Here is a 23210-nt window from a genome sequence, read left to right as displayed (position 1 = left end):
CATGTCCGCATCCCCGAGCAGCCGGAACGCGAAGCGCGATGCCGATCGCTGGTTCCGCGAGCAGGGGCTTCCCACCTTCGTGCCGCTGCGGCGCTGGTTCACCGACCTCCCCCGCCGCGTCGCACCGCTGATCGCGGGAGTGGCGATCCTCGTCTACCTGGTCGGGGACGGGATCGAGCTGACCGTCGATCTCGCCGAGGACTCGACCGCCGGTGAAGCGGCGTGGCTGACTCTCGTGGTGGTCGGCGTCCTCGCGCTCGCCGTCGTCGCACCCTGGGGCGGCTACGTCGCGGTCCGCGCCATCCTGCGACGGCTCTCGGTCGGCATCGGGACGCTCGTCGCGCTCGCGCTCGTCATCGCGTGCCTCGCCGGGCTCGTCGTCTTCGGCTACCAGAACAATCCGCAGGCGACCGTCGGCCCGGTCTTCTGGGCTCTGCTCGTCCTGATCCTCTGCGTGCTCGTGACCGGGATGGGCGGTGGCGCGCTGATCTCCTGGGCCTCTCGCCTCGCCGTGCACAACGCCTCGGCGATCGGTCACATGGCGTCGATCGCGCTGCCCGTGATCCTGATGCTCGTCGTCTTCGCGTTCTTCTCGGCGGAGGTGTGGCAGATGGCGTCCGCGCTGAACTGGGGATCGATCGCCCTGGTCGGACTGGTCGTCGCGATCCTGGCGGGCATCGTCGTGCTCCGGGTCAGCGCCTCCGAGATCGACGACGACGCCCAAGCGCCGACCGAGGTGCAGCGGAGGGCGATGCTCGCCGACACCCCGGCCGAGCACCTTCCCGCACCGGCGGAGCACCAGCGGCTCCGTGCACCGCAGCGCTTCAACATCCTGATCGCGATGACCATCGCCCAGCTGCTGCAGGCGCTGTTCTTCGCCCTGCTGCTCGCCGCACTCCTCATCATCATCGGGAGCATCGCGATCCCGATCGGCGTGGTGGAGATCTGGCTCGGGCCGGGCAGCGAATCCCAGCCGCTGATCACCGAGCCGCTCATCGTGGCGGGGGTGGAGCTGCCGCTCACGGTGAACCTGTTGAAGGCCGCGATGCTGCTCTCGCTGATCGCCTCGCTGCCGTTCGTGTTCTCCGCCGTGAGCGAGGCCCGCTACCGCGAACGGTTCTTCGATCCGATCATGGTCGACATGCGCCGCGCGATCCTCGTGCGGGATGTGCTGCATGCGAAGGCGCCGCGCTCGCGCGACGTCTGACCCCCGGCATCCTGCTAGCGTCGGCGATGCGCACCCGAAGCGCAGAAGATGAGAGACCCCGATGACAGCCGTGCAGATCAGGGATGCCGATGACTCGGACCTCCCCGCGATCACAGAGATCCACAACCACGCCGTCGTGCACACCACCGCGATCTGGAACGAGGACGCGGTCGACGTCGCCGATCGCGCCGCCTGGCTCGCCGACCGGACGGCCCGCGGCTATCCGGTCATCGTCGCCGTCGACGACAGCGGCCTGGTCGGATACGCGTCCTACGCGCAGTGGCGACCGCACAGCGGCTACAAGCACACGGTCGAGCATTCGGTGTATGTCCGCGGCGATCAGCGCGGTCGCGGCATCGGCAAGACGCTGATGGCCGAGCTCATCGAGCGGGCGCGCGCCGCCGGCATCCACGTCATGATCGGCGGGATCGAGAGCGGGAACGTCGCCTCGATCGTGCTCCACGAGAGGCTCGGCTTCGCCGAGGTCGGGCGGATGCCGCAGGTCGGGGCCAAGTTCGGGCGATGGCTCGACCTCAGCATGCTCCAGCTCATGCTGGACGACAGGCCCGCGCCCGACGCGGCATCCTGACGCCGATGGACCTGCTGCGCTGGCTCGCCGAGGCCTTCAACTCGCAATGGGTGCTGCCCGGCGGGCAGACGCTGCTCATCCGCGAGGTCGTGGGCAACGCCTTCGGCCTCGCGAGCGCGATCGGCGGCATGCGGCGGAAGATCTGGGCCTGGCCGGTCGGGATCATCGGCAACGTGCTGCTGCTCACGGTGTTCCTCGGTTCGATTCTCAGCCCGGACCACTCGCTTCCGCATCTGCTCGGCCAGGCGGGCCGACAGGTCATGTTCATCGCGGTCGCGATCTACGGGTGGGTGCGCTGGCGGAACGCCGAGGGCGGGCGGGTGAGCCCGCGGTGGGCGCCGACGAGTGCGCGCATCGGGCTGGTGCTCGGAATGGTCATCGGCACGGTGGCGCTGACCCCGCTGTTCCGCGCGCTCGGGTCGTGGGAGCCGGTGTGGGCCGACGCCTGGACCTTCGTCGGCTCGCTGCTGGCGACGTACGGCATGGCCAAGGGCTGGACGGAGTTCTGGCTCATCTGGATCGCGGTCGACGTCGTGGGCGTGCCCCTGCTGTTCAGCTCGGGCTATTACGCGACCGGGCTCATGTACGTCTTCTACGGCGCCTTCACCGCCGTCGGGTTCGTGGTGTGGTGGCGAGCGCAGGTGAGGGCCGCGCATCCGATCGAGATCATCCCGCCCGACCCCAGTCCACGACGCGCGGACGAGTCGGCCTGACCCGGTCGCGCACGCCGTCCCTCGGGTACAGCTGTCGGACGACACGCCAGATGTCGGACCGATTCGGCGAATACGCCCGACAAGTGGCCCATCACCCGACATCTGTACCCGCGCCGAATGTTTCTGCGGATGTCGGGCACCCTGGCCACACGGCGACCTGTCCCGTTTCATGGTCTCCATGACTCGTCAGATCCGCTTCAACGCCTTCGACATGAACTGCGTCGCCCACCAGTCGTCCGGTCTGTGGCGGCATCCGGACGATCGTTCGCGGCAGTACAACACCATCAGCTACTGGACGGATCTCGCGAAGCTGCTCGAGAGCGCGACGTTCGACGGCATCTTCATCGCCGACGTGCTCGGCACCTACGACGTCTACGGCGGCACGAACGAGGCCGCGATCCGCAACGGCGCACAGGTTCCCGTGAATGACCCGATCCTGCTGGTGAGCGCGATGGCCGCGGTCACCGAGCACCTCGGCTTCGGCATCACGGCCGGCACCGCGTTCGAGCACCCCTACCCGTTCGCCCGTCGTCTGAGCACGCTCGACCACCTCACGCAGGGCCGCATCGGCTGGAACGTCGTGACCGGCTACCTGCCCAGCGCCGCGCGCAACATGGGCCAGGAGGACCAGCTCGCCCACGACGACCGCTACGACCACGCCGACGAGTACGTCGAGGTGCTCTACAAGCTCTGGGAGGGTTCCTGGGAGGACGACGCCGTCATCGAGGACCGCGAGCGCGGCATCTTCACGGACCACACGAAGGTGCATCCGATCAGGCATGAGGGCAAGCACTTCAGCGTTCCCGGCATCCACATCTCCGAGCCGTCGCCGCAGCGCACCCCGGTCATCTACCAGGCCGGCGCGAGCCCGCGCGGCGTGCGCTTCGCAGCCGAGAACGCGGAGGCGATCTTCGTCGCCGCCCCCTCGAAGGAGGTGCTCGCCGGAACCGTCAAGCGCATCCGCGACGCCCTCGAGGCCGCCGGTCGCGACCGGTACGACGCGCGCATCTACACGCTGCTCACCGTCATCACGGCGGCGACGAGCGAGGGGGCGACCGCGAAGCACGCCGAGTACCTCACTTACGCGAGCCCGGAGGGCGCCCTGACCTTCATGTCGGGCTGGATGGGCGTCGACCTGTCGCAGTACGAAGAGGACGAGCCGGTCGGCAACGTCGAGTCGAACGCCATCCAGTCGGTGCTGCAGCACCTGAAGGAAGAGGCGGATCTCGGCCGCGAGTGGACCGTGGGCGACTTCGGTCGGCACAACGCGATCGGCGGCCTCGGCCCCACGGTGGTCGGCTCGGGCGAGGAGATCGCCGACGAACTGCAGTCCTGGGTCGACGAGACCGACATCGACGGCTTCAACCTCGCGTATGCGGTCACGCCCGGCACCTGGCAGGACATCATCGAGCACGTCATCCCGGTGCTGCGCGCCCGCGGCGCCTACCCCGAGGAGTACACGCCGGGCACGCTCCGGCACAAGCTGCAGGGCAAGGGCGACCGCGTGCAGGACACGCACCGCGCGGCGAAGTACCGCATCGGGGCGAAGGCCCGGGTCTGAGGATCGCCGGTTCCGGTCGCAGTTCCTGCCGCCCGCCGGCGCTCCGGTCGCGATTCCTGCCGCCCCCGCGCTGGAGAAGCGGCAGAATGTGCGACCGGAGCGGCCGGGCTCAGGCAGCCAGCGGTTCGCGCTCGCGCCTTTCGGGGATCAGCAGCAGCACGCCGAGCAGCAGGCTCACCCCCAGCGCGACCATCTCGCCGATCGCCGACTCGAGAGTCATGTGCTCGAGGTGCAGCGCGTGGTACAGGAAGTGCAGCGTTCCGAACACCGTCCAGGCGATGCCGAGCACCCGGAACACGGCCTGATTTCGCAACAGCAGCCCGCCGATACTGGCTGCGGCGAGCGCGAGGTACATCGCACCGACGTCGCGGATCAGATGCTCGTTGAAGGGACCGTCGACCGAGACCCACGAGCCCAGCACCCCGGGGAATGAGTCGTAGAAGCTCTGCGGTGCGGAGTACGCCCATCCGCCGACGAAGAGGCCCAGCAAGGCGGAGAACGCGAGGGCGAAGATGTGGAGTCGTCTCATACCCCTACGACGACGCAGAGCGGGTGAGTGTGAGTTCAGTCGTCGGCGCGGCTGAAGACGCTCCGGATCACGACGAAGACCAGGACGGCGACCACCGCGACGATCGCCAGCTTGGCGATGAACCACAGCACGGAGAACAGCGCGCTCACGATCCACCAGGCGATCACGACGGCCAGGATCACGCCGAGGATGGTCCAGATGTTCTTGGTCATGGGTACAGCCTACGGATACACCTCACATCTCCGGACGCTGCGTCGTCGGATCTCTTGGGGCGCAGACGCGCCCGAACAGAAGGAGAGACCACGTGTCCCATGTGAACATCGGCAAGATCTACTCGGCTCCGTACCAGGCGATGCTGGAGTTCGCCGCGAAGGCCGCAGAGGCAGGAGCGGATGCCGGGCTGTCGCCGCTGCTCGTCGAACTCGTCAAGGTCCGCGCCTCGCAGCTCAACGGATGCGCGTTCTGCCTGAGGATGCACGCGGCCGACGCGGTCAAACAGGGCGAGACGGCCGACCGGCTCGCGGTTCTGGCGGGCTGGTGGGAGTCGCAGTATTTCACCCCCGAGGAGCAGGCCGCCCTGCAGATCGCCGAGCGCGTGACGCTCATCGGAGACCACGGTCGACTCCACGATCGCGGGATCGACGTCGACGGCATCCTCACCGAGAAGCAGATCGCCGCCGTGACCTGGCTGACCGTCGTGATCAACAGCTGGAACCGCATCGCGATCACCAGCCACTATCCCGTGGCGCCCTGAGCTCAGGGTTCGTCCCCCGGCGGGGCGTCGCGCAGAAGGTCGTGCAGGGCACCGGCGGCCCCGAGGAGCGCGACGCTCCGGCGGGTCAGGTCGGCGAGCCGGTCCGTGAGGATGCGCTGCGCGTCGGCGGTCAGCGCGTGCCCGCGCAGCTGCTCGAGGATGCGGGCGATCGGCGGGATGCCGTAGCCGCCCGCGCGGAGGGCCGCGACGACCCTCGCCTCGGTGATGGCTCTCGCCCCATAGGAGCGGGTGCCGGATGACGCGGTGCGGAGCGGGTGGATGAGGCCCTCCCGCTCCCAATGGCGCAGGGCCGAGCTGCGCACGTCGAGCGCTTGGGCGACCTCGCCGATCGTCATCACATCCTCATCGCCGAAGACCTCGGCGGATTCGGCGACGGCGACGTCCAGACCGCGGAGCGCCTCGCGGACGCGGGACCGTTCACCGGCCAGCGACGCATGGAGGTCGTCGATCCGCTCCGCCGCGCGCTCCACCGTGTCCTCGATCAGCACGGGCATCAGCTGCCGCGCCGGCACCGGGCCGATGGCGGCAGCGAGCGCGCGATACGCCCGGAGCGCCACGAGGTGCCGCTCCTGATAGCGGCGGTACCCGTTGGCGCCGCGGTCCGCTGCCGGGATGACGCCGAGGCGCTCGAGGTCGCGGACCTGCTGCGTCGAATAGCCGACCCGGCTCCCGATCTGTGCGGTCGTGAAGGATGCCTCTTGAGGGTTGGGCACGATGAACCCCTGTCTTCCGGCGCCGAAGTCCACATAAGCACGTCAACCTCATCATTGAAGCATGAAGATGCAGCAGATCATCGAGAAGGTCCGCGGTTTCGACGGCGCCCTGGTCGTCGCACCCGAAGCCGGCAGTGCATTCCCCGAGCTCTCGTGGGGCGACGCCTACTTCTATTACGCCCCCGACGGACGGATGCCGGAACGCACCCAGCCCTACGGGACGATCATCACGAAGGACTACCCCGACGACACGTCGTCCGGCCTCGACGCCCCTGGGCGCTTCCGCGTGAACATCCACGTCGGACAGGAACGCGCGGCAGGGCTCGTCTCGACGGAGGCCGAACCCGCGGAAGCCGACGTCTTCCGCCGGCATCCGCTCTACGGCGACGCCGGCTGGGTCTGCGTGATCGACCCGGCGGAGAAGACGACGGATGCCGTTCTCGCTCTGCTCCGCGAGGCTCACGAGGCGGCGCGCTCGCGTGCCGCGCGTCGGAAGAGGTGAGGGCGACATGGCCGGAACAGTGTCTCCCCAGGCGCTGAGCGACGCCGAGCGACGGATCGTCGCGCTCTGGGCGGCCGACTGCGCGGAGCGGGTGCTGCCGCTCTTCGAGGCGGAGGCGCCGGAGGACGACCGCGCCAGGGATGCGATCGCCCGTGCGCGGGCCTTCGCCCGCGGCGAGCTCGACGCGGCTGGTGAGATCCGGCGCCGCTTCGTCGCCGGTCGAGCTACGGCCAGCGCGCGTACGCCGGCAGGGGCGGCCTCAGCGCGGGCTGCCGCCCAAGCCGCCGGCGTCGCGCACATGGGCGCCCACGCGCTCGGAGCCGCGGCCTACGCGGCCAAGGCTGTGGAACTCGCGCACCCGGACGACCCCGACGCCCGCGACACCGAGGTGCGGTGGCAACTGGCTCACCTCTCCCCCGAGGCCGCCGCGGCGCTCCGGCTCCTGCCGCTCCTGGGCGAGGATCACGCCGGACCGCTCGGCCCGGGCCTCCTCGCGTCCGGCGTGCTCGGCGCCGTCATCCGCGAAATCCAGAGTCGCCTCAGACCTTCTCCATGAATTCGCGCACCAGGCCGCGCGCCGCGATTCCGAACAGCGGCCAGGTCTCACCGTCGACCTCGATCATGATGTGGGGCAGTCCCTCGAGCGTCCGCACGGCGAAGCCGTCTCCCAGCGCGGCCATCGCCTCGGAGAACTGGCGGACCGTGTAGGGCTCTCGCATCCGATAGCCGTACTCGCTCATCAGATAGGAGTAGTAGTCGGCGAACTTCTCGATGGAGTCCCGGTGCCGTTCGCGACTGGCCTCCGTCAGCTCGGGCCACGAATCGGCCGTGGTTCGCAGCGCGAGCGTCACCAGGAACAACCGCGACGCGAAGGTCTCGAGCCCGATGTGCCCGAGCGCTCCCTGTCGGAGCACCTCGTCGAGCGGCGCCTTCTCGTCGATCAACGACTGCAGGCGGGAACGGGCCTGGTCGGTGGGATGATCCGCACGGTGCCGCACGACCGCGACGGCGACGTCCTTCTGGTACTCGGTCTGATCCGCCCACAGCCGGTAGGCGGCACCCGTCGTCAGCCCTGCGTGACGCAGCACTTCCTGCAGACGGATGTGCTGAACCCCGGCGGCCACTCCCTTCGTGACCAGCATCTTCATTCCGATGCGGATGAGGAGTGCTCGTGTTTCGTCAGCAGCACGACGAGGCACGACACTCACCTTCCTCTCGAAGACGCGGGATCAGCGGAGCGATCCCCGAGCGTAGGGGGCCGTTGTTCACACAGGTCAGGACTTTGTGAACAGGAATCGGCGCACGCGGTGACCCCGAACGGGGGTGTTTACGATCCGCCGCGCTGCTGTGAACGACGCATTGCTAGCTTCATCGCTGTCGGCGGCTCGTCTGCCTGGCCGACCGTCGCTGCTCACTGGGGTGAGGGCAGCGCGAACGGGGAACCGAGCGATGAGATCGCCTGCTCCCTGGCGCCCGGGCCCCGAGCATCAGCCCGATATCGGAGAGAAAGCGGTACGAACAGTGATCAACGGATTCAAGGAATTCATCCTCAGAGGCAATGTCATCGACCTTGCCGTCGCGGTCGTCATCGGTGCCGCTTTCACCAGCATCGTGAATGTGCTGGTCGACGCGCTCATCAACCCGCTGATCGGGTTGTTCTTCCAGGCCGGCAGCCTCGATGACGCGCTGCAGGTGACGGTGGCGAACCTCGGCGGCGGAGAGTCGACGTTCTCGTTCGGTCTCATCATCGGCGCGGTGATCAACTTCCTCGCCGTCGCCGCGGTCGTGTACTTCGCCTTCGTGCTCCCGATGAACAAGCTCAAGGAGCGCTCGCAGCCCGTCGACGCCGGCGACGAGGCCGGCCCGAGCGAGCAGGAGCTCCTCGTCCAGATCCGCGACCTGCTGCAGGCGAAGAACGGCATCTGACCGCCGTCCTCGCCCACGGCGGCATCGAACTGCTCCTCGGCCGGGGTCTTCGGTCGAGGAGCATCTGCGGGAGATCTCCTGCCCCGTCGGGTCGGGGCAGGAGAGCCACAAGACTCCTGCGCGTGCAGGGGCGGGCTTCGGGGTTCCGCTCCTGCACACTTCCCGCCCCTCGCTTCAGCCCCGATTCAGCGTCGGACCGCCACACTTGAGGGATGCGGATCCTGGTGGTCGATGACGAGGTGCGCCTGGCCGACGGCGTGCGCCGCGGGCTCGAGGCCGAGGGCTTCGCCGTCGACGTCGCGCACAACGGAGTCGACGGGCTGTGGCGGGCGCGCGAGACACGGTACGACGCGATCGTGCTCGACCTGATGATGCCGGGGATGAGCGGCTGGAAGGTCTGCGAGGCGCTGCGCGCCGAGGAGAACTGGACGCCGGTGCTCATGCTGACCGCGAAGGACGGCGAGTGGGATCAGGTCGAGGCACTCGAGACGGGCGCCGACGACTACGTCACGAAGCCGTTCTCGTTCGCGATCCTCGTCGCCCGGATCCGGGCCCTCGTCCGTCGCGGCGCTGTCGCGCGTCCGGCGATCCTGGAGGCGGGCGATCTGCGACTCGACCCCGCCGCCCACCGCGTCTGGCGCGGCGAGACGCCGGTGACGCTCACCGCGCGCGAGTTCTCGGTGCTCGAGTATCTGATGCGCCACCGTGGAGAGGTCGTGTCCAAGCGGGTGCTGATCGACGGCGTCTGGGACGACGACTTCGACGGCGACCCGAACATCGTCGAGGTGTACGTCGGGCACCTGCGCCGCAAGCTCGACAAGCCGTTCGGTCGCGAGGCGATCGAGACCATCCGCGGTGCCGGCTACCGGTTGGCGGCCGACGGTGGCTAGCCGTTGGTGGCGCTCCGTGCGGGCCCGCACGACGCTCGGCGCGACCCTCATCGTCGCCGTGGCCCTCGTCATCGGCGCAGTCTCCTTCTACGCCGTGCTTAACAGCAGCGTCAGTGGCAGCACCGCGCAGGCCGCGCAGCAGCGCCTCGAGCAGCTCGGCGATCGCGAGGGCGGGCCCGACGTTCGCGGCATCGACGCGCTCGAGGACGAATTCGTGCAGCTCCTCGGCGCGGACGGCGCCGTGCGCGCAGCCAGCGAGGACGCCCGCGAGACGCTCGGATCGACACCGCTCCCTGTCGCCGACGACGCGGTGACGATGACGATCGACGGCGAGCCGATGCTCATCGTGTCGGACGATATCGACGATGACCAGACGATCGTGCTCGCGGTGTCCGTCGAGGACGACGCGGAGACGCTGGCGACCGTTGCGACGCTGCTGGCCGTCGCGGTCCCCCTGGTCCTTCTGCTCGTGGCCGGTACGACGTGGTTCGTGACCGGTCGCGCGCTCCGTCCCGTCACGCGCATCCGCCAGGAAGTCGACGGCATCACCGCCGAGCGGCTCCACCAGCGCGTCGCGGTACCCGACTCCGCCGACGAGGTCGCCGCGCTCGCGACGACCATGAACGGCATGCTCGACCGACTGGATGCCGCGGCGACGGCGCAGCGACGATTCGTGTCCGACGCCTCTCACGAGCTGCGCTCCCCTCTCGCCACGATCCGCCAGCATGCCGAACTGGCGCAGGCGCATCCGGCGGTGACGAGCATCGGCGAGCTGGCGGAGGTCGTCTCCGAGGAGGGCGTCCGGTTGCAAGGCATCGTGGAGTCGCTGCTGCTCCTCGCCCGCCTGGACGAGGGCGTCACCCTGCACGACGAACCGGTGGATCTCGACGATGTGGCGCTCGGCGAGGTGCGCCGGCTCCGCGCGGCGGGCCATGAGGTCGACGGCTCCGGCATCCGCGCCGCCCGCGTCTCGGGCGATCCGCGCCTGCTGGGTCAGCTCGTGCGCAACCTGGCCGACAACGCCGCACGCCACGCGCGCGGACGCATCGCCATCGGCGTGACGCCCTCCGACCAGCACGTGTTCGTCACGATCGAGGACGACGGCGACGGCGTGCCGATCGAGGAGCGCGAGCACATCTTCGAGCGCTTCGTCCGGCTCGACGAGGCGCGCAGTCGCGACGCGGGCGGCAGCGGCCTCGGCCTCGCGATCGCCCGGGGAATCGCCGCAGCCGAACGCGGAACAGTCGTCGTCGACGAGTCGCGCTGGGGCGGCGCGCGGTTCGTCATCACCCTTCCGCTGAGCTCCTGACGGTTCCTGAAGACGGCTTCAGGACGCTTCAGGAAGGCTTCAGTGCCGGCGCGGGACCATCGACACATGGACGACAAGAACCTCACTCCCGACCAGACTCCCGACCACAGCGCCGACCAGCCCACCGTGCCCGTCACGCCGGCAGCGGATGCCGCACCGCACGCTCCGGCAGCGGATCAGCACCCGGCGGCAGCGCCCGTCGCATCCGCTCCCGTCGAGGCCAAGCCGCGGCGCCGGCGTGCGCTCCTGATCGGCGGCGGGATCGCCGCGGCCGTCGTGCTGATCGGCGGCGGCGTCGCCGTCGGTGCCGCGATGGGCGATGAGCTCGGCGATGACGACGACCGGTCCTCAGTGTCGGACGGCGCCCGCCACGACGCCGACGACGCGGATGACGCGAATGACGACGGCAGCGACGGCGGAACGTCATCCGCCGGCCAGAGCTCCGCGACCGCGACCGGCACGGACTCCGCAGACGAACTCATCGAGATCGCGGAGGCCGCGCGCGCTGCCGCCGAGGGCGAGGTCACCTCGATCGACGCGAAGCGCGACGGCAGCTGGGAGGTGCAGCTGACCACCGCGTCCGGCGACGAGACCGAGGTGCGCGTCGACGAGAAGCGCGCGGCCACGGTCGTATCCACCGAGATCGCGGACGGCGACGACACCGGCCCCACGCTCGCACTGGATGACGAGGCGATCCGATCGCTCGTCTCCGCGGCTCTCGCCGAGTCCGACGGGATGATCACCGACCTCGATGTCGACGGCGACGACGTGAGCCCCTACGACGCCTCGGTCCTCACCTCCGACAAGCGCTCGATCGACATCGACTTCACCGCGGAGTTCGCGGTCGTCGGAACCGACATCGACGACTGATCCCCGATCGCACTTCGCCTGGGTGTTCACACCTGCATCCGGATACGTGGACGCGCGTCTGGTCGACTGGGAGAGCACTCGCCTCGGGAGGGGTCCCGGGGCGGAGGCGAATCGCCGTCTCCCTGACTGGACGGCCGGTGGGCGGGGTCCTCCACGCCCCGCCCACCGCATCCGAGACCGCGAATCGTCATCGCCTCCGTGAATCGACGGCCCATCGCGTGAGGGACAACCGCTCAGCGACGCGCACGGTCGGCGAGGTAGCGCTTCTCGACGTCGTTCGTCGCGAACTCCTCCGCCTCGGCGAAGCCACGCTGGGCACCCTCGTGGTCTCCCAGCTCGTCGAGCAGATGGGCCCGCACGATCCGCGCGCGGGAGGCCGTCAGCGGATCACCCGTGAGCGACCGATCCGCGTCGAGGTCGTCGAGCAGCGCGAGCCCTCGCTGCGGTCCGAAGGCGCGGGAGACGGCGACGACTCGACTGAGCCGGACGGGCGCGGTGGGTTCGAGACGCTCGAGCCAGAGGTAGAGCGCAGCGATCTGCGGCCAGTCGGTTTCTGCGGACTTCATCGTGTTCGCGTGCACGGCAGCGATCGCGGCCTGGATCTGGTAGATCCCGACGGCCCGCTCCTCCCACGCGGTCTCGATCAGACGGGTTCCCTCCCTGATCAGCTCGCTGTCCCACGCCGACCGATCCTGCTCCTCGAGGACCACGAGATCGTCACCGTTCTGGCGCGCCGAACGACGCGCCTCCATCAGCAGCATGAGGGCGAGCAGGCCCCGCGCTTCGGCGTCATCGGGCCGCGCCGACACCAGCATCCGTGTGAGACGGATGGCTTCAGCAGTGAGGTCGACGCGGGTCAGCTCAGGGCCGGTCGACGCCGCATAGCCCTCGTTGAAGATGAGATACAGAACACGCTCGACGTCCGTGACCCGCTCCGTGAGCTCTTCGGCGTCGGTGAGCTCGAACCGCGCATCCACCTTTCGCAGCGTCTGCTTCGCGCGACTGATGCGTGTGGCCATGGTCGCCTCGGGAACGCCGCAGGCATGCGCGATCTCGGCGGTGGTCAGCCCGCCGACCGCGCGCAGGGTGAGAGCGATGCGGGAGGTCTCCGTCAGCGCGGGATGACAGCACAGGACGAGAAGCTCGAGGCTGTCATCCCTCGCGGTGGGCGCGGGGGCACCGGCATCCGCTCTTCGCGGGTCCGAAGTGAGCCACTCCTGTTCGCGCCGCCGATCGGCGTCTTCGGAACGCAGGATGTCGACGAGCTTGCGATATCCGACCCGGATGAGCCAGCCCCGCGGCTCGTCCGGGACTCCGCCATCCATCCAGGTGCGGTGCGCGGCGAGCAGCGCCTCCTGCGTCGCGTCCTCGGCGAGGTCGAATCGTCCGAATCGCCGCACCAGCGCACCGAGGACCTGCGGAGCCTCCGTCCGCAGAATGCCCTCGATGCGCCGAGCGACGGACGCCGAGGTCACGCGAAGTCGTCGCCCATGATCGGCCGGATCTCCATCGGCTCTCCGAGCACCGCCACCATCTCGGCGACGATCTCCCGTGCCCGCTCGATGCCGCTGCACTCGATGATCGCGAAGCTCGCGAGCACCTCCTTCAACTCGGCGAACGGGCCGTCGGTTGCGACGACGCCCGTGCCGGTCCTGCGGACCGTGGTCGTCACCGCCGGATGGCCGAGGCCCTCGCTGAGGACGAACTCCCCCGACGCTCGAAGCTTCTCCTCGAACAGCTGGTAGGCGGCGAACGCTTCGAGCGCCTCCGGACTCGGCACGTCGGCGCTCGCGGCATCCCAGGCGTCGGCGGGCGTGTAGCTGAGCAGCAGGAACTTCACTGTTCTTCTCCATCGGTTCGGTGATTCGGGGTGCTCTCGTCCCACGCTAACGCTCATGCGGCCGCTCGCAAGCGGATCGCCATCACCGTCACCCAGGCGAAGGCCACGGCTCCGGTGAGCGCGATCTGCACACTCGATTCCGTCGGAGACATGGGCAGGAGGAGCACGAGGGCGACGGCGCCGTGGCCGAGCGATGGCGCGACCCGTCGCGCCCGGATCTCCCTGATGACGAGCATGATGCAGGCCGCCGCGAGCGCGACGAATGAGGCCGCCGCCGCGGAGGTGTGCACGATCGCGTGCCAGGACAGCGCGACCGCTCCGGAGGGTGCACCCGCGGGGAATCCGTTCTGGGGGTCCATCGGGAAGAGTCCGGCGATGACGAAAGCAACGCCGAAGAGGGCGACGAGAACGGGAACCGCGCGGCGCCCGACGCCCTCTGGGCGGACCCTGCGGTACCCCGCGGCGAGCGCGACGCCGCCAGCACCCGCGACGACGAAGGTGAGCACCTGCACCCAGCCGAGATCGCCGGTCGCAAGCTGACTGAGCGGGTGCACGCGGATGTCGAATCCGTCGCGGGCGAGCGCCTGAACGACGGACGAGAGATAGAAGAACGGGCCGGCGAGGGCTGCGAACAGCAGCAGGCCTCTCGTCGATGCGCGCGATCCGCTCGGGATGTCGCGGCTCGTGCCCCTCGCGCCGGGTGCGGTGTTCGTTGTCATGGTGGATCCTCTCCGACGCCCCGGACGGAGCATCTGAAGACACCACGGTGCGGATCCGCCGTTCTCGACATGTCGAGGCGGAAGATCTTCTCCGCAGGGATGTCAATCTGCGGAATCCCGCTCCGTGGTGTCTTCAGAGCGCGGCGACCGGCCGCCTTCACGAGAAGGAGAACATCATGAGCGACACCGCGCACGACAGTGCCGAGGCCTACGAGGGCACCGACCAGCCCGATCCCACTCCGCAGCTGCGCGCACTCGATCGGCTCGTCGGCGAATGGACCGTCGACGGCGGAGCTCCGGGTACCGTGCGGTACGAATGGATGCCGGGAGGCTACTTCCTCATCCAGCACGTCGACCTCGAGCAGTTCGGACAGAAGGTGACCGGCTTCGAGGTCATCGGCAACCTCCACCCGTTCGGCGAGCCGGTGAGCGACGACGTCGTCTCGCGCTTCTACGACTCGCTCGGGAACACACTCGACTACGTCTACGAGCTCGAGGGCGACACGCTCACGATCTGGGGCGGGGCGAAGGGCAGTCCGGCGTACTTCCGCGGCACCTTCTCCGCGGACGACCGCGTCATGGAGGGCGAGTGGGTCTACCCGGGTGGGGGCGGGTATCCGTCGACGATGACCCGCGTCTGACCGGTCGCACCGCCCCGCCACCGGACGATCATGCGTCCGGTGGCGAGGGTCGGTCAGCTCGCCGAAGCCGCGACCTCTGCCCGTCGGCGGCGGCGCTCGCTGACCAGGAACACGATCAGCAGGATGAAGCCCGTGACGATCACGATGTAGGTGCTCAGCGTGGGGAGGAGGATGAGCGGGTTGCCCGTCGTGTGGAACTCGCCGAAGAGGAAGATCGACGGGTCCGTGCTCGCGTGCACGAGCATCGGCGCGATCAGCGTGCGCGTCACCCGCAGGATCAGGTACATGCAGATGCCGAACGCGAAGGTGTAGACGATCTGCACGAGCGTGGTCCCCAACCCCTGGTCCGACGTGAAGAGGTTCGTGAAGTGCAGAGCCGCGAAGACCCCTGCCGAGGCGAGGGCGACGGCGATCTCGCCATGCCCGCCCTTGCGCATGAGGTTCACGACGAAGCCACGCGTGACGAGCTCCTCGACCAGGCCGATGAGCAGCCCCGCGAACAGCCACGTGCCGACGAGCGGGATTCCCGCCTTGCCGTAGTCGATGCTGAGGAGCGCGGCGACGTTGATGACGAGCACGACGATCAGGCCGATCCACATCCAGCGGCGGCCGCCGAGCGCCTGCCTCGAGAACAGCTCCTTCAGCCAGCCGACGGATGCCGCGAAGCCGAGCAGCAGCAGGCTGGTGATGATGAGGGGCAGGGCGGTGCCGAAGAACACGGATGCCGCGCTGTCGGTCCCGCCGTGCCGGCCGTCTTCGACCTGCACGACCAGACCGATCAGGAATCCGATCAGCTCGTAGACGCCGAGGTAGACCGCGGCGAGCAGCAGCGCCCGCCAGATGCCGCCCCGGTTCCAGAACCGCTTCCACGCTGACGACTGCTCGGCCATGATGCCCCTCTTCCGAACGCGACCGGCTGTCGCGCGCTCTCGGGCGAGAGGCACCCCGGCGTTCCTGGTTCGATGATGGCAGAACGGCTGTCGCATCACACGTCGGCGCCCTCGAACTCCGCCGCCCCTCGGTATACTGAAAGTATGACAACCACCATCAAGGTGAGCGATGAACTCCGCGATCGCCTCAAGGTGCAGGCGGCTCGCGCCGGTGTGACACTCGGATCGCACCTCGCCCACCTCGCGGACGCGGAAGATCGCAGATGGCGCTTGAGCCGACTGAACGAAGCGATCGAGCGGTCATCGGCCCCGGACCGCGAGTCGCATGCGAATGAGACGGCCGAGTGGGAACGCACTGAACTCTCCGCATCGTGACGGAGTCGGGTCTCGCACCCGGTGTCGTCGCGTGGGCTGCGCTCGAGCCCGTCCGCGGGAGGGAGCAAGGCGGGCACAGACCGGTTCTGGTCGTGGCATCGTCCGGATACTTGGACGCTGTGACCACTCTCGTCATCGCACTCCCGATCACCACGACCGACCGCGGCTGGCCCAATCACGTTCCTGTCGACGGCCCGAGTGGTCTTGATCGAGCATCCTGGATCATGACGGAACAACCGCGCACCCTCACGCGCGACCGGCTCACGGGCATCGGCGGCACCGTGTCACCGGAATGCCTGTCAGCCGTGAGAACGTGGCTGGGAGATTTCCTCGATCTCTAGCGGCCGGTGCCCGCGGTCCTGCGCTTCGCTCGCCCGTTCCTGATCGCGGCGCCTCACGGCGGCTAGCGGTCGGTGAGCGACGACGCCGACGACGGCGGGGCGCCGATCGCATCCACGGGGATGACGGAAGCGCGCTCCTTCGTGAGTCTCGCGCCGATGATGCGATCCGTGCGGAACCAGCGGATGCCGTCGGTCAGCCGGCAGTGGCCGACGAAGTACCAGTGCCCCCGGGTGAGCGCGAGGATGATCGGGTCGACCCTCCGCGTCGTGGCGGCACTCTTGTGGTCGACGTAGTCCAGGGTGATGACCCGCATCTCGTTCAACGCGTGCTCGAGGGAGCGCTCCACCTTCGCACTCGCCGGAGCGGCGGTCGCGTCGATCCAGATGCGGTCGGTGAGGGAGGATGCGCGCTCGCGGGCCCCGCTGTCCATCACGCTCAGGGCCTTGTTCAGTGCACCGCGCAGGTGCTCGGCGAACGGCTGGTCGCGATGAACCGCGGCGGCGGCGGCGAGGCCGGCAACCTCGGCCTCGGTGAAGTTCACCGGCGGCAGCGTGGCACCGGGGTCGACGACGTAGCCGCCGCCCGGCCCGGGTCTCGCCCAGGCCGGGAACCCGGAGTGCTGCAGCGTCGAGATGTCGCGCTTGATCGTGCGCGTGCTGACCTCGAAGGTCGCCGCCAGGCGCTCGGCCGTCCGTCCCGCCGGACCGGCACGCCGCAGCTCCTCACGGATGGCATAGAGCCGGTCGGTGCGATTCACAGATAAATAGTGACATAGGAGTGACATTCGCGCCCGGAATGATCGAAGGATGATCAACTCCTCCGAAACCATCCTGTTCCTCAGCGGCGCCGGGCTCAGCCCGTGGATCTGGGACGACGTGCGGCGCGAACTCCCCTTCGCGTCGGTGGTCGCGCCGCGGCCGACCGCAGACGCAGCGTCGTTGCGCGACTACGCCGAAGCGGCGATCGCGGCCGTCGACGACGACACGTTCACCGTCGTCGCCCACTCGATCGGCGGCGTGGTCGCCAGCGAGATCCTGCGACTCGCACCGGAGCGGGTGAACGGCGTGCTCGCCGTGTCGGCCGTCGTTCCGCGCTCGGGCGAGTCCTTCGTCTCCGCCATGCCCTTCCCGAACAGGGTGGTCCTGCCGCTGGCCCTTCGACTCGGCGGAACGCGTCCTCCGGAGTCGGCCATCCGTCGCGGGCTCGGCCACGGACTCGACGAGACGCTGGCCGACCGGATCGTCACCGACTTCACGACCGAACCTCGGGAGCTGTACCTCGACAGGACTCGCGGGCACTCCTGGACGGGGCGCGCGGGATACCTCGTGACGACGCAGGACCGCGAGCTGCCGGAATCGATGCAGCAGCGCTTCGCCGGGCGCCTCGCCGGAGATTGGCGCGAGAGCATCCCCACCGGTCACCTGCCGATGCTGCAGGACCCCTCGGAGACCGCGGCATCCATCGCGCGGTTCATCGCAGCCTGAGGTTCCGCCCCGACGGCTAGCATTCAAGGATGACGAACAAGGGCCCGATCGACGACGTCTCCATCGGCGGCGAGATGATCCGTCTCGGACAGTTCCTGAAGTTCTCGGGTCTGCTCGACTCCGGCGGCGACGCCAAGGAGGTCGTGATCGACGGCTACGTGACGGTCAACGGCGAGGTCGATCGCCGCCGCGGTCGCCAGCTCCACGACGGCGATCTGGTGACGTTCGAGGGCCGCACGGTTCGCGTCCGCCCCTGACGCAGGTCTTCGGCCCGCGGGATTCGTATGCTGCCATATTAGTACATACGTTCTAATCTGGAGGCATGGCACAGCGGCGGACTGATCTCGACCTCGATCTCGAGGGACGCCGTCGTGTGCTGGATGCGTGGGTCGAGAAGAAGCGTCAGATCGCGGTGCTCGAGGCAGAAGCCCTGGGGCTCATGGTCGAGCAGATCGCCTTCCATGATGCGGATGTGTCGGGCAACGGGTTTCACCGGGATGCGATGTACCGATCGATGGTCGCGGAGTTCTCCGCCGCCTCGCGCATCCCGACCGGATCCGTGGAGTATGCGTTCACCGATGCGCTGGTGGTGAGCACGGCGTTGCCGGAGGTGCGGGCGGCGTTCGATGCCGGACGGATCGGTGCGGGTCATGTGCGGGAGATCGTGCGGGCGAGTGCGATCGTGTCGGAGGCGATCCGCAACAAGCGTGTGGATGCCGAGGTGATGGGGTTGTACGAGACCGCGGTGCTGGTGTTCGCGGAACGGGAGACCGCTGCCCGTACCCGGGCGCACGCGGCACAGGTCGCCGCGGCGCTGGTCGGAGAGACGGTCACGGACCGGCACAAGCGGGCGGCGGGCGAGCGATGCGTGAAAGTCCGCTCGGTCGGTGACGGGCTCGCCCTGCTGACCGCCGTGCTGCCAGAGTGGGCCGCGAACGCGATCGCTGACCGGCTGGCGCAGATGGCCCGCCAGGTGATGAACACGCGCGATGACCGGGAACCCGTGATCGCCCATGGCGACACGTTCGCTCTCGACCCGGAGGACGACATCGAGCACATCCCTGCCGACACCCGCACATGGGATCGGGTGCAGGCGGATCTGTTCGCCGACCTGCTCCTCACCGCTGACCCGAGTGCCGTGCACGGTGACGGGCTGGACAACATCCAGGGGCGCATCCAGGTGACGGTCGCCGGGACCACGCTCACCGGTGCCGATGACCGTCCGGCGGAGCTCGACGGGTACGGGCCGATACATCCCGACATCGCGAGGGACCTCGCCGGACGGAACACCGGGTGGTCGCGCTTGTTCCTCGGCCCGGACGGGATGGTCGTTCAGACCGACACGTACTCCCCGACGGAGGGGATGCGACGGTTCCTGCGTGCCCGGGATCAGCACTGCCGGTTCCCCGGCTGCCGGATGCCCGTGCACCGGTGCGACATCGACCACAACCACGACCACGCCCGAGGCGGCAAGACCCGGATCGACAACCTCGCCCACCTCTGCCGCCGCCACCACACCCTCAAACACCCCGACATCCCGGACACGCACCGGTGGACGGCGCGACAAGAACGCGACGGCACCATCACCTGGCACAGCCCCCTCGGCCGCGACTACACCGATCGCACCCCACGACGCGTGATGTTCGTCTGACCGCGCATCACCAGCCGAGCAGCGCGAGCACGCCGGTGGCTGCCGCCGCGACGGCTCCGGTCCACAGGACGATCGCGACGACCTGCCAGAGGATGACCCATTCCTTGCGGACGCCCGACGCGACGAAGAACGCGGCCGTCAGCATGGTGGGCAGGGCGATCGGCGCGAGGATGCTCGCGCCCGGCACGCCGAAACGCACCAGCCAGCCGCGCAGCTTCGCCCGCCCCTTCGATCGGCGGTTCGGTTGCGCGTCGGCAGCCTCCGCGTCGGCATCCTTCTCAGCGACCGCGGTCGCGGCCGACGTCGCGAGGGCGCCCTGCGACGTGGCAACGGTCCCTGCTGCCGAACTCGACTTCGCCCGCGCGGTACGACGGGCGACGACGCCGCCGCGGATGCGCGAGCCGAGGAGCACCACCGCGATCACGCACAGGATGTTCCCGGCCGCGGCGGCGATGGCCGCGACGATCGGGTTGATGCCGGCGATGATGCCGAACGCGGCCGCGCCCTCCCCCTCGATGTACGGGATCGCTGCGACGAGCGCGACCATGAGCGGTTGGAGAAACTCGGGAACCTGGTTGATGAAGTCCTGCAGCCACGGGTAGGGATTGTCCATGACATGCAGTCAAGACCGTGTTCTCACCACAGGGTCAAGCACGGGCCGATTCGCCACGCCGACCTTGACCCTGTTCCGGGAACAGGGTCTTGAATGGACGCAGACCTGACGAGAGGTGTGGAGAGCAGATGGCATGGAGCACGCGCGAGCTCGCTGATCTCGCCGGGACGACCGTCAACACGGTCCGGCACTATCACCGCTCAGGCCTGCTCGAGCAGCCGGAGCGCATGTCGAACGGGTACAAGCAGTACCGTGCACGGCACCTCGTGCGCCTGCTGCAGATCCGACGGCTCCGTGATCTCGGCGTTCCGCTCGCGCAGATCGAGGCGGTCGGTGTCTCGAACGGTGCGAATGCTGCGCCGGCGCTGCTCGCGATCGACGCCGACCTCGCCGCGAGTATCGAGCGCCTGCAGCGGGCGCGTGCCGAGATCCGGGCCATCCTGGAGGGCGCGACCGCAACAGATGTTCCGGCCGGATTCGAGGGCGTCGCGGCGACCATGTCCGACGCGGATCGGTCGCTCATGCTCATCTACGAGCAGCTCTACGACGAGTCGGCGATGACCGACCTCCGGCAGATGGTCCAGGCCGAGCCCGACGATGCGAGCGCCGAGTTCGACGCTCTCCCACCCGATGCCGACGACGCCGTCCGCCAGCGTCTCGCCGAGGCGCTGGCACCGCAGCTCGCCCAGCACCTGTCCGACTTCCCTTGGCTGCTGCAGCCCGCCGAGCACCTGTCGAAGAGTGAGCGCGTGACGCAGGAGACGTTCGTCGAGACGTACACCGAGCTCTACAACGAGGCGCAGTTGAATGTGCTCGGCCGCGCGAGCGCGCTGGCCAGAGAGATCCTGGCTGCGGATGCCGCCGCGAACGACGAAGGAGAACCCCATGACGGATGACCTGGCACGCATGTCGGAGGACCCCCTACTGGTCGAGGACACGCTGCTTCTGCTCTTCCAGCCCGACTCCGGATCGATCGCCGGAGAGAACATCCTCTTCTACGTGCTCGGGGGTGCCGTTCTCGCCGACCTCGCTCTCGCCGGACGGACCGAGGCGCAGGAGCACCGCGGCTCGACGCGCGTCGCGGCGACCGGCGAGGGGCCCCTGCCGGATGCGCTGCTCGACCCGGCATGGGCGTACCTGTCGCCGAAGCCCCGGGACGTGCAGACGGCACTCGCCGCGATCGGCCCGGAGCTGCGTGGTCCTGTTCTGGATCGCCTGGTCGCCCGCCGCGACCTGAATCGAGCGAAGGGCAAGACGCTCGGCATCTTCCCATCGACGAAGCTCACCCTCGGAAGCGAGCGACGAGCGACCCTGATGAAGCGGGTACGTGCCGCACTGGTCGACGGCGAGACCCCCGATGCGCGCACTGGTGCGAGCATCGCGCTCCTCTCCGCGAGCGGCACGCTTCCGCAGTTCCACAAGGAGATTCCGTGGAGTGGCGACGTCTACACACGGGGCAAGGAGTTCGAGCGTGGTGACTGGGGCGCGTCCGCCGCCTCCTCCGCCGTGACCCGCACGATGAACGCGATCATCGTCAATGCGGTGATCGCCGCCGCAGTACTGCCTCGAACATGAGTGCCATGCGCGGAGCGGCGATCCGAGCGGCTACGATGAATCGATTCATTCCGCCTCGATCAGCACGAGCGACGCGCAAAGGACAGGACATGACCGAACGAATCGCCTTTCAGCTGCAGATCGCCCCGGCAATGGTCGACGAGTACGTCGCCCGCCACACGCCGGTCTGGCCCGAGATGCTCGCCGAGATCGCGGCTTCCGGCCGCCGCAACTACTCGCTCTTCCTGGGCGAAGGCGGTCGGCTCTTCGGCTATTACGAGACCGACGACGACGAGGCCGCCCGTACCTACCTTGCCGCCTCTCCTGTCGCGGCGAGGTGGGAGGCGGCGATGGCGGAGTTCTTCGTCGGGCTCGTGGGACGCGCCGACCATGCCGCCACGCCGCTCGTCGAGGTGTTCAACCTGCACGACCAGCTGACGGCATCCGGCGCCTGACCGATCAGCCGCGCTCTTCCACGAGCCCGATGATGACGCCGGCGGGACCGCGCACGTCACGACGCATAGACGCGCGGTGTCGGGCTTCCTAGCATGGGAGCACTCACCCGATGATCCAGGAGGAACTGTCGATGAATGTGCCCTTCTTCTGGGTCGACGTGTTCGCCACCGCTCCCCTCGCGGGAAACCCGCTCGCGCTCGTCCCGGATGCCGACGCGCTGACGACCGAGACGATGCAGGCCATCGCTCGCGAGTTCAACCAGTCGGAGACGACCTTCCTCGTGCGTCCGACGCTGCCCGGCGCGGATCATCGCCTGCGGTCCTTCACCCCCGGCGGCTTCGAAGTGCTCGGTGCGGGGCACAACGCGATGGGCGCGTGGCTGTGGCTGGCGGCATCCGGTCGACTCGACGAGGACGGCGGGCAGTACGTGCAGCAGATCGGCGAGGAGCTGCTCCCGGTCACCGCCACCCTCGATCGCGCGGGCCGAGCGGTCGTCACGATGCAGCAGTCGGAGCCGCGGTTCCTGACGGCGGTCGCCGGCGAGCGACGGGGCGCCCTCGCCGCGGTCCTCGGGCTCGATGCGACCGACCTCGGCGACGATCGCGCGGCGCAGGTCGTCTCCACGGGTGCCGAGCATCTGCTCGTTCCCGCGCGGAACCCGGATGCCGTCGACACGGCCCAGCCCGACACCGCGGGCTTGCGCGAGTTCCTGGCCGACGTCGGCGCCGAAGGCTGCTACCTCTACACGACCGCCGTCGAGCCGGGTTCAGGGATCGACGCGTACGCGCGGTTCTTCAATCCGACGGTCGGGATCGTCGAGGATCCCGCGACCGGCACGGCCGCGGGTCCGCTCGCCGCACTCCTCGTGCGCGACGGACTCGCACGCGAGGGCGCCCCGATCACGGTGGAGCAGGGAACGGCGCTCGGCCGCCCGAGCCGCATCGGGCTGCAGGTCGACGATGCCGTGGTGACGATCTCCGGAACGGGGATCATCGTGGGCGAGGGCGTTCTCCACCTCTGACCGTGGCCTCCGCGCTCGGCCTGCGCGGGCCTCCGAAGCG

The 23210-nt window shown here is 69.0% G+C and carries 31 protein-coding genes; 21 read left to right on the top strand and 10 right to left on the bottom strand.

From position 1 onward, the window contains the following. The first annotated feature begins 1 nt into the window (after position 1). From ABD648_RS13250 to ABD648_RS13235, 4 genes are all read left to right on the top strand, one after another. Positions 2-1207 carry a hypothetical protein gene (locus tag ABD648_RS13250; RefSeq protein ID WP_282215423.1) on the top strand — a complete coding sequence of 402 codons (1206 nt, stop codon included), beginning with the start codon at positions 2-4 and terminating at the stop codon, positions 1205-1207. A 61-nt stretch (positions 1208-1268) separates the two neighbouring features. After that, a complete protein-coding gene (locus ABD648_RS13245; protein ID WP_282215422.1) occupies positions 1269-1796 on the top strand; it encodes a GNAT family N-acetyltransferase in 528 nt (175 codons plus the stop codon). A 5-nt stretch (positions 1797-1801) separates the two neighbouring features. Next, on the top strand, positions 1802-2509 hold the full coding sequence (gene pnuC / locus ABD648_RS13240) for a nicotinamide riboside transporter PnuC (protein WP_282215421.1): 708 nt from the start codon (positions 1802-1804) through the stop codon (positions 2507-2509). A 178-nt stretch (positions 2510-2687) separates the two neighbouring features. Further along, positions 2688-4070 carry an LLM class flavin-dependent oxidoreductase gene (locus ABD648_RS13235; RefSeq protein WP_282215420.1) on the top strand — a complete coding sequence of 461 codons (1383 nt, stop codon included), beginning with the start codon at positions 2688-2690 and terminating at the stop codon, positions 4068-4070. A gap of 109 nt (positions 4071-4179) precedes the next feature. Here the strand turns inward: ABD648_RS13235 and ABD648_RS13230 are convergent, their stop codons facing one another. Then, on the bottom strand, positions 4180-4599 hold the full coding sequence (locus tag ABD648_RS13230) for a hypothetical protein (protein WP_282215419.1): 420 nt from the start codon (positions 4597-4599) through the stop codon (positions 4180-4182). Positions 4600-4634: 35 nt separating this feature from the next. Next, entirely contained in the window at positions 4635-4811 is a 177-nt protein-coding gene (locus ABD648_RS13225) for a hypothetical protein (RefSeq protein WP_282215418.1), read from the bottom strand. A gap of 92 nt (positions 4812-4903) precedes the next feature. Between ABD648_RS13225 and ABD648_RS13220 the strand changes: the two genes are divergently transcribed. Beyond that, positions 4904-5353, top strand: a complete 450-nt coding sequence (locus tag ABD648_RS13220; protein ID WP_282215417.1) for a carboxymuconolactone decarboxylase family protein — start codon at positions 4904-4906, stop codon at positions 5351-5353. 2 nt (positions 5354-5355) lie between these two features. On the opposite strand, the gene ABD648_RS13215 is transcribed toward ABD648_RS13220, so the two are convergent. Then, a complete protein-coding gene (locus ABD648_RS13215; protein ID WP_282215416.1) occupies positions 5356-6087 on the bottom strand; it encodes a MerR family transcriptional regulator in 732 nt (243 codons plus the stop codon). Between the two features lie 61 nt (positions 6088-6148). Here ABD648_RS13215 and ABD648_RS13210 point away from each other — a divergent pair, with 61 nt between their 5' ends. Continuing rightward, positions 6149-6589, top strand: coding sequence for a DUF6194 family protein (locus ABD648_RS13210; RefSeq protein ID WP_282215415.1), 441 nt, complete (start codon positions 6149-6151; stop codon positions 6587-6589). Between the two features lie 7 nt (positions 6590-6596). Continuing rightward, a complete protein-coding gene (locus ABD648_RS13205; protein ID WP_282215414.1) occupies positions 6597-7145 on the top strand; it encodes a putative immunity protein in 549 nt (182 codons plus the stop codon). Here ABD648_RS13205 and ABD648_RS13200 read toward each other — a convergent pair. Then, complete coding sequence (locus ABD648_RS13200) at positions 7129-7731, bottom strand: hypothetical protein (protein WP_344709256.1); 603 nt, start codon at positions 7729-7731, stop codon at positions 7129-7131. The two genes, ABD648_RS13205 and ABD648_RS13200, sit on opposite strands and share 17 nt — an antisense overlap. 379 nt (positions 7732-8110) lie before the next feature. Here ABD648_RS13200 and mscL point away from each other — a divergent pair, with 379 nt between their 5' ends. The 4 genes from mscL to ABD648_RS13180 all read left to right on the top strand — a co-directional run bounded on the left by mscL (position 8111) and on the right by ABD648_RS13180 (position 11584). Beyond that, positions 8111-8515, top strand: coding sequence for a large conductance mechanosensitive channel protein MscL (gene mscL / locus ABD648_RS13195; RefSeq protein ID WP_282215412.1), 405 nt, complete (start codon positions 8111-8113; stop codon positions 8513-8515). A 212-nt stretch (positions 8516-8727) separates the two neighbouring features. Further along, positions 8728-9405, top strand: a complete 678-nt coding sequence (locus ABD648_RS13190) for a response regulator transcription factor (protein WP_282215411.1) — start codon at positions 8728-8730, stop codon at positions 9403-9405. Beyond that, entirely contained in the window at positions 9398-10714 is a 1317-nt protein-coding gene (locus ABD648_RS13185; protein WP_282215410.1) for a HAMP domain-containing sensor histidine kinase, read from the top strand. Before ABD648_RS13190 ends, ABD648_RS13185 begins: the two co-directional genes overlap by 8 nt. A 66-nt stretch (positions 10715-10780) precedes the next feature. After that, positions 10781-11584: a hypothetical protein gene (locus tag ABD648_RS13180; RefSeq protein WP_282215409.1), complete on the top strand. Its 804-nt coding sequence runs from the start codon at positions 10781-10783 to the stop codon at positions 11582-11584. A 233-nt stretch (positions 11585-11817) separates the two neighbouring features. Here ABD648_RS13180 and ABD648_RS13175 read toward each other — a convergent pair whose 3' ends face one another. From ABD648_RS13175 to ABD648_RS13165, 3 genes are read right to left on the bottom strand one after another with little or no spacing between them, the layout of a single operon-like run. After that, the gene (locus ABD648_RS13175; RefSeq protein ID WP_282215408.1) at positions 11818-13059 is read right to left on the bottom strand and encodes an RNA polymerase sigma factor; all 1242 of its coding nucleotides are present in this window, start codon (positions 13057-13059) and stop codon (positions 11818-11820) included. Further along, on the bottom strand, positions 13056-13424 hold the full coding sequence (locus ABD648_RS13170; RefSeq protein ID WP_282215407.1) for a YciI family protein: 369 nt from the start codon (positions 13422-13424) through the stop codon (positions 13056-13058). Before ABD648_RS13170 ends, ABD648_RS13175 begins: the two co-directional genes overlap by 4 nt. 53 nt (positions 13425-13477) lie before the next feature. After that, entirely contained in the window at positions 13478-14143 is a 666-nt protein-coding gene (locus ABD648_RS13165; protein ID WP_282215406.1) for a DUF998 domain-containing protein, read from the bottom strand. Positions 14144-14319: 176 nt separating this feature from the next. On the opposite strand from ABD648_RS13165, the gene ABD648_RS13160 reads away from it, so the two are divergent. Beyond that, the gene (locus tag ABD648_RS13160; RefSeq protein ID WP_282215405.1) at positions 14320-14784 is read left to right on the top strand and encodes a hypothetical protein; all 465 of its coding nucleotides are present in this window, start codon (positions 14320-14322) and stop codon (positions 14782-14784) included. 53 nt (positions 14785-14837) lie between these two features. Here the strand turns inward: ABD648_RS13160 and ABD648_RS13155 are convergent, their stop codons facing one another. Continuing rightward, positions 14838-15674 (bottom strand): CPBP family intramembrane glutamic endopeptidase, encoded by an 837-nt coding sequence (locus ABD648_RS13155; protein WP_282215404.1) that lies wholly within the window; start codon positions 15672-15674, stop codon positions 14838-14840. A 72-nt stretch (positions 15675-15746) separates the two neighbouring features. Here ABD648_RS13155 and ABD648_RS13150 point away from each other — a divergent pair, with 72 nt between their 5' ends. Both ABD648_RS13150 and ABD648_RS13145 read left to right on the top strand, forming a co-directional pair. Further along, the gene (locus tag ABD648_RS13150; RefSeq protein WP_425561709.1) at positions 15747-16049 is read left to right on the top strand and encodes a ribbon-helix-helix protein; all 303 of its coding nucleotides are present in this window, start codon (positions 15747-15749) and stop codon (positions 16047-16049) included. Further along, on the top strand, positions 16046-16390 hold the full coding sequence (locus tag ABD648_RS13145) for a type II toxin-antitoxin system PemK/MazF family toxin (RefSeq protein WP_282215402.1): 345 nt from the start codon (positions 16046-16048) through the stop codon (positions 16388-16390). The genes ABD648_RS13150 and ABD648_RS13145 overlap by 4 nt, the downstream gene beginning before the upstream one ends. Before the next feature lie 62 nt (positions 16391-16452). On the opposite strand, the gene ABD648_RS13140 is transcribed toward ABD648_RS13145, so the two are convergent. After that, positions 16453-17148 carry a helix-turn-helix transcriptional regulator gene (locus tag ABD648_RS13140; RefSeq protein WP_282215401.1) on the bottom strand — a complete coding sequence of 232 codons (696 nt, stop codon included), beginning with the start codon at positions 17146-17148 and terminating at the stop codon, positions 16453-16455. Between the two features lie 49 nt (positions 17149-17197). Here ABD648_RS13140 and ABD648_RS13135 point away from each other — a divergent pair, with 49 nt between their 5' ends. The 3 genes from ABD648_RS13135 (at position 17198) to ABD648_RS13125 (ending at position 19526) form a co-directional block, all read left to right on the top strand. Further along, complete coding sequence (locus ABD648_RS13135) at positions 17198-17875, top strand: alpha/beta fold hydrolase (RefSeq protein ID WP_282215400.1); 678 nt, start codon at positions 17198-17200, stop codon at positions 17873-17875. Between the two features lie 29 nt (positions 17876-17904). Continuing rightward, positions 17905-18132, top strand: coding sequence for an RNA-binding S4 domain-containing protein (locus tag ABD648_RS13130; RefSeq protein WP_282215399.1), 228 nt, complete (start codon positions 17905-17907; stop codon positions 18130-18132). 65 nt (positions 18133-18197) lie between these two features. Beyond that, a complete protein-coding gene (locus ABD648_RS13125; protein ID WP_282215398.1) occupies positions 18198-19526 on the top strand; it encodes an HNH endonuclease signature motif containing protein in 1329 nt (442 codons plus the stop codon). Positions 19527-19533: 7 nt separating this feature from the next. On the opposite strand, the gene ABD648_RS13120 is transcribed toward ABD648_RS13125, so the two are convergent. Continuing rightward, positions 19534-20139, bottom strand: a complete 606-nt coding sequence (locus ABD648_RS13120) for a small multidrug efflux protein (RefSeq protein WP_282215397.1) — start codon at positions 20137-20139, stop codon at positions 19534-19536. Positions 20140-20267: 128 nt separating this feature from the next. Here ABD648_RS13120 and ABD648_RS13115 point away from each other — a divergent pair, with 128 nt between their 5' ends. From ABD648_RS13115 to ABD648_RS13100, 4 genes are all read left to right on the top strand, one after another. Continuing rightward, entirely contained in the window at positions 20268-21035 is a 768-nt protein-coding gene (locus ABD648_RS13115; protein ID WP_282215396.1) for a MerR family transcriptional regulator, read from the top strand. After that, the gene (locus ABD648_RS13110) at positions 21025-21714 is read left to right on the top strand and encodes a GOLPH3/VPS74 family protein (RefSeq protein WP_282215395.1); all 690 of its coding nucleotides are present in this window, start codon (positions 21025-21027) and stop codon (positions 21712-21714) included. Before ABD648_RS13115 ends, ABD648_RS13110 begins: the two co-directional genes overlap by 11 nt. Positions 21715-21803: 89 nt before the next feature. Next, positions 21804-22148, top strand: coding sequence for an L-rhamnose mutarotase (locus ABD648_RS13105; protein WP_282215394.1), 345 nt, complete (start codon positions 21804-21806; stop codon positions 22146-22148). 131 nt (positions 22149-22279) lie between these two features. Further along, entirely contained in the window at positions 22280-23170 is an 891-nt protein-coding gene (locus ABD648_RS13100; protein WP_282215393.1) for a PhzF family phenazine biosynthesis protein, read from the top strand. Positions 23171-23210: the final 40 nt, after the last annotated feature.

Source organism: Microbacterium luteolum (genome assembly GCF_039533965.1).
Classification (GTDB): domain Bacteria; phylum Actinomycetota; class Actinomycetes; order Actinomycetales; family Microbacteriaceae; genus Microbacterium; species Microbacterium luteolum.
The sequence above is the reverse complement of the archived record's forward strand: the minus strand, read 5'-3'. Positions and strand labels throughout refer to the sequence as shown.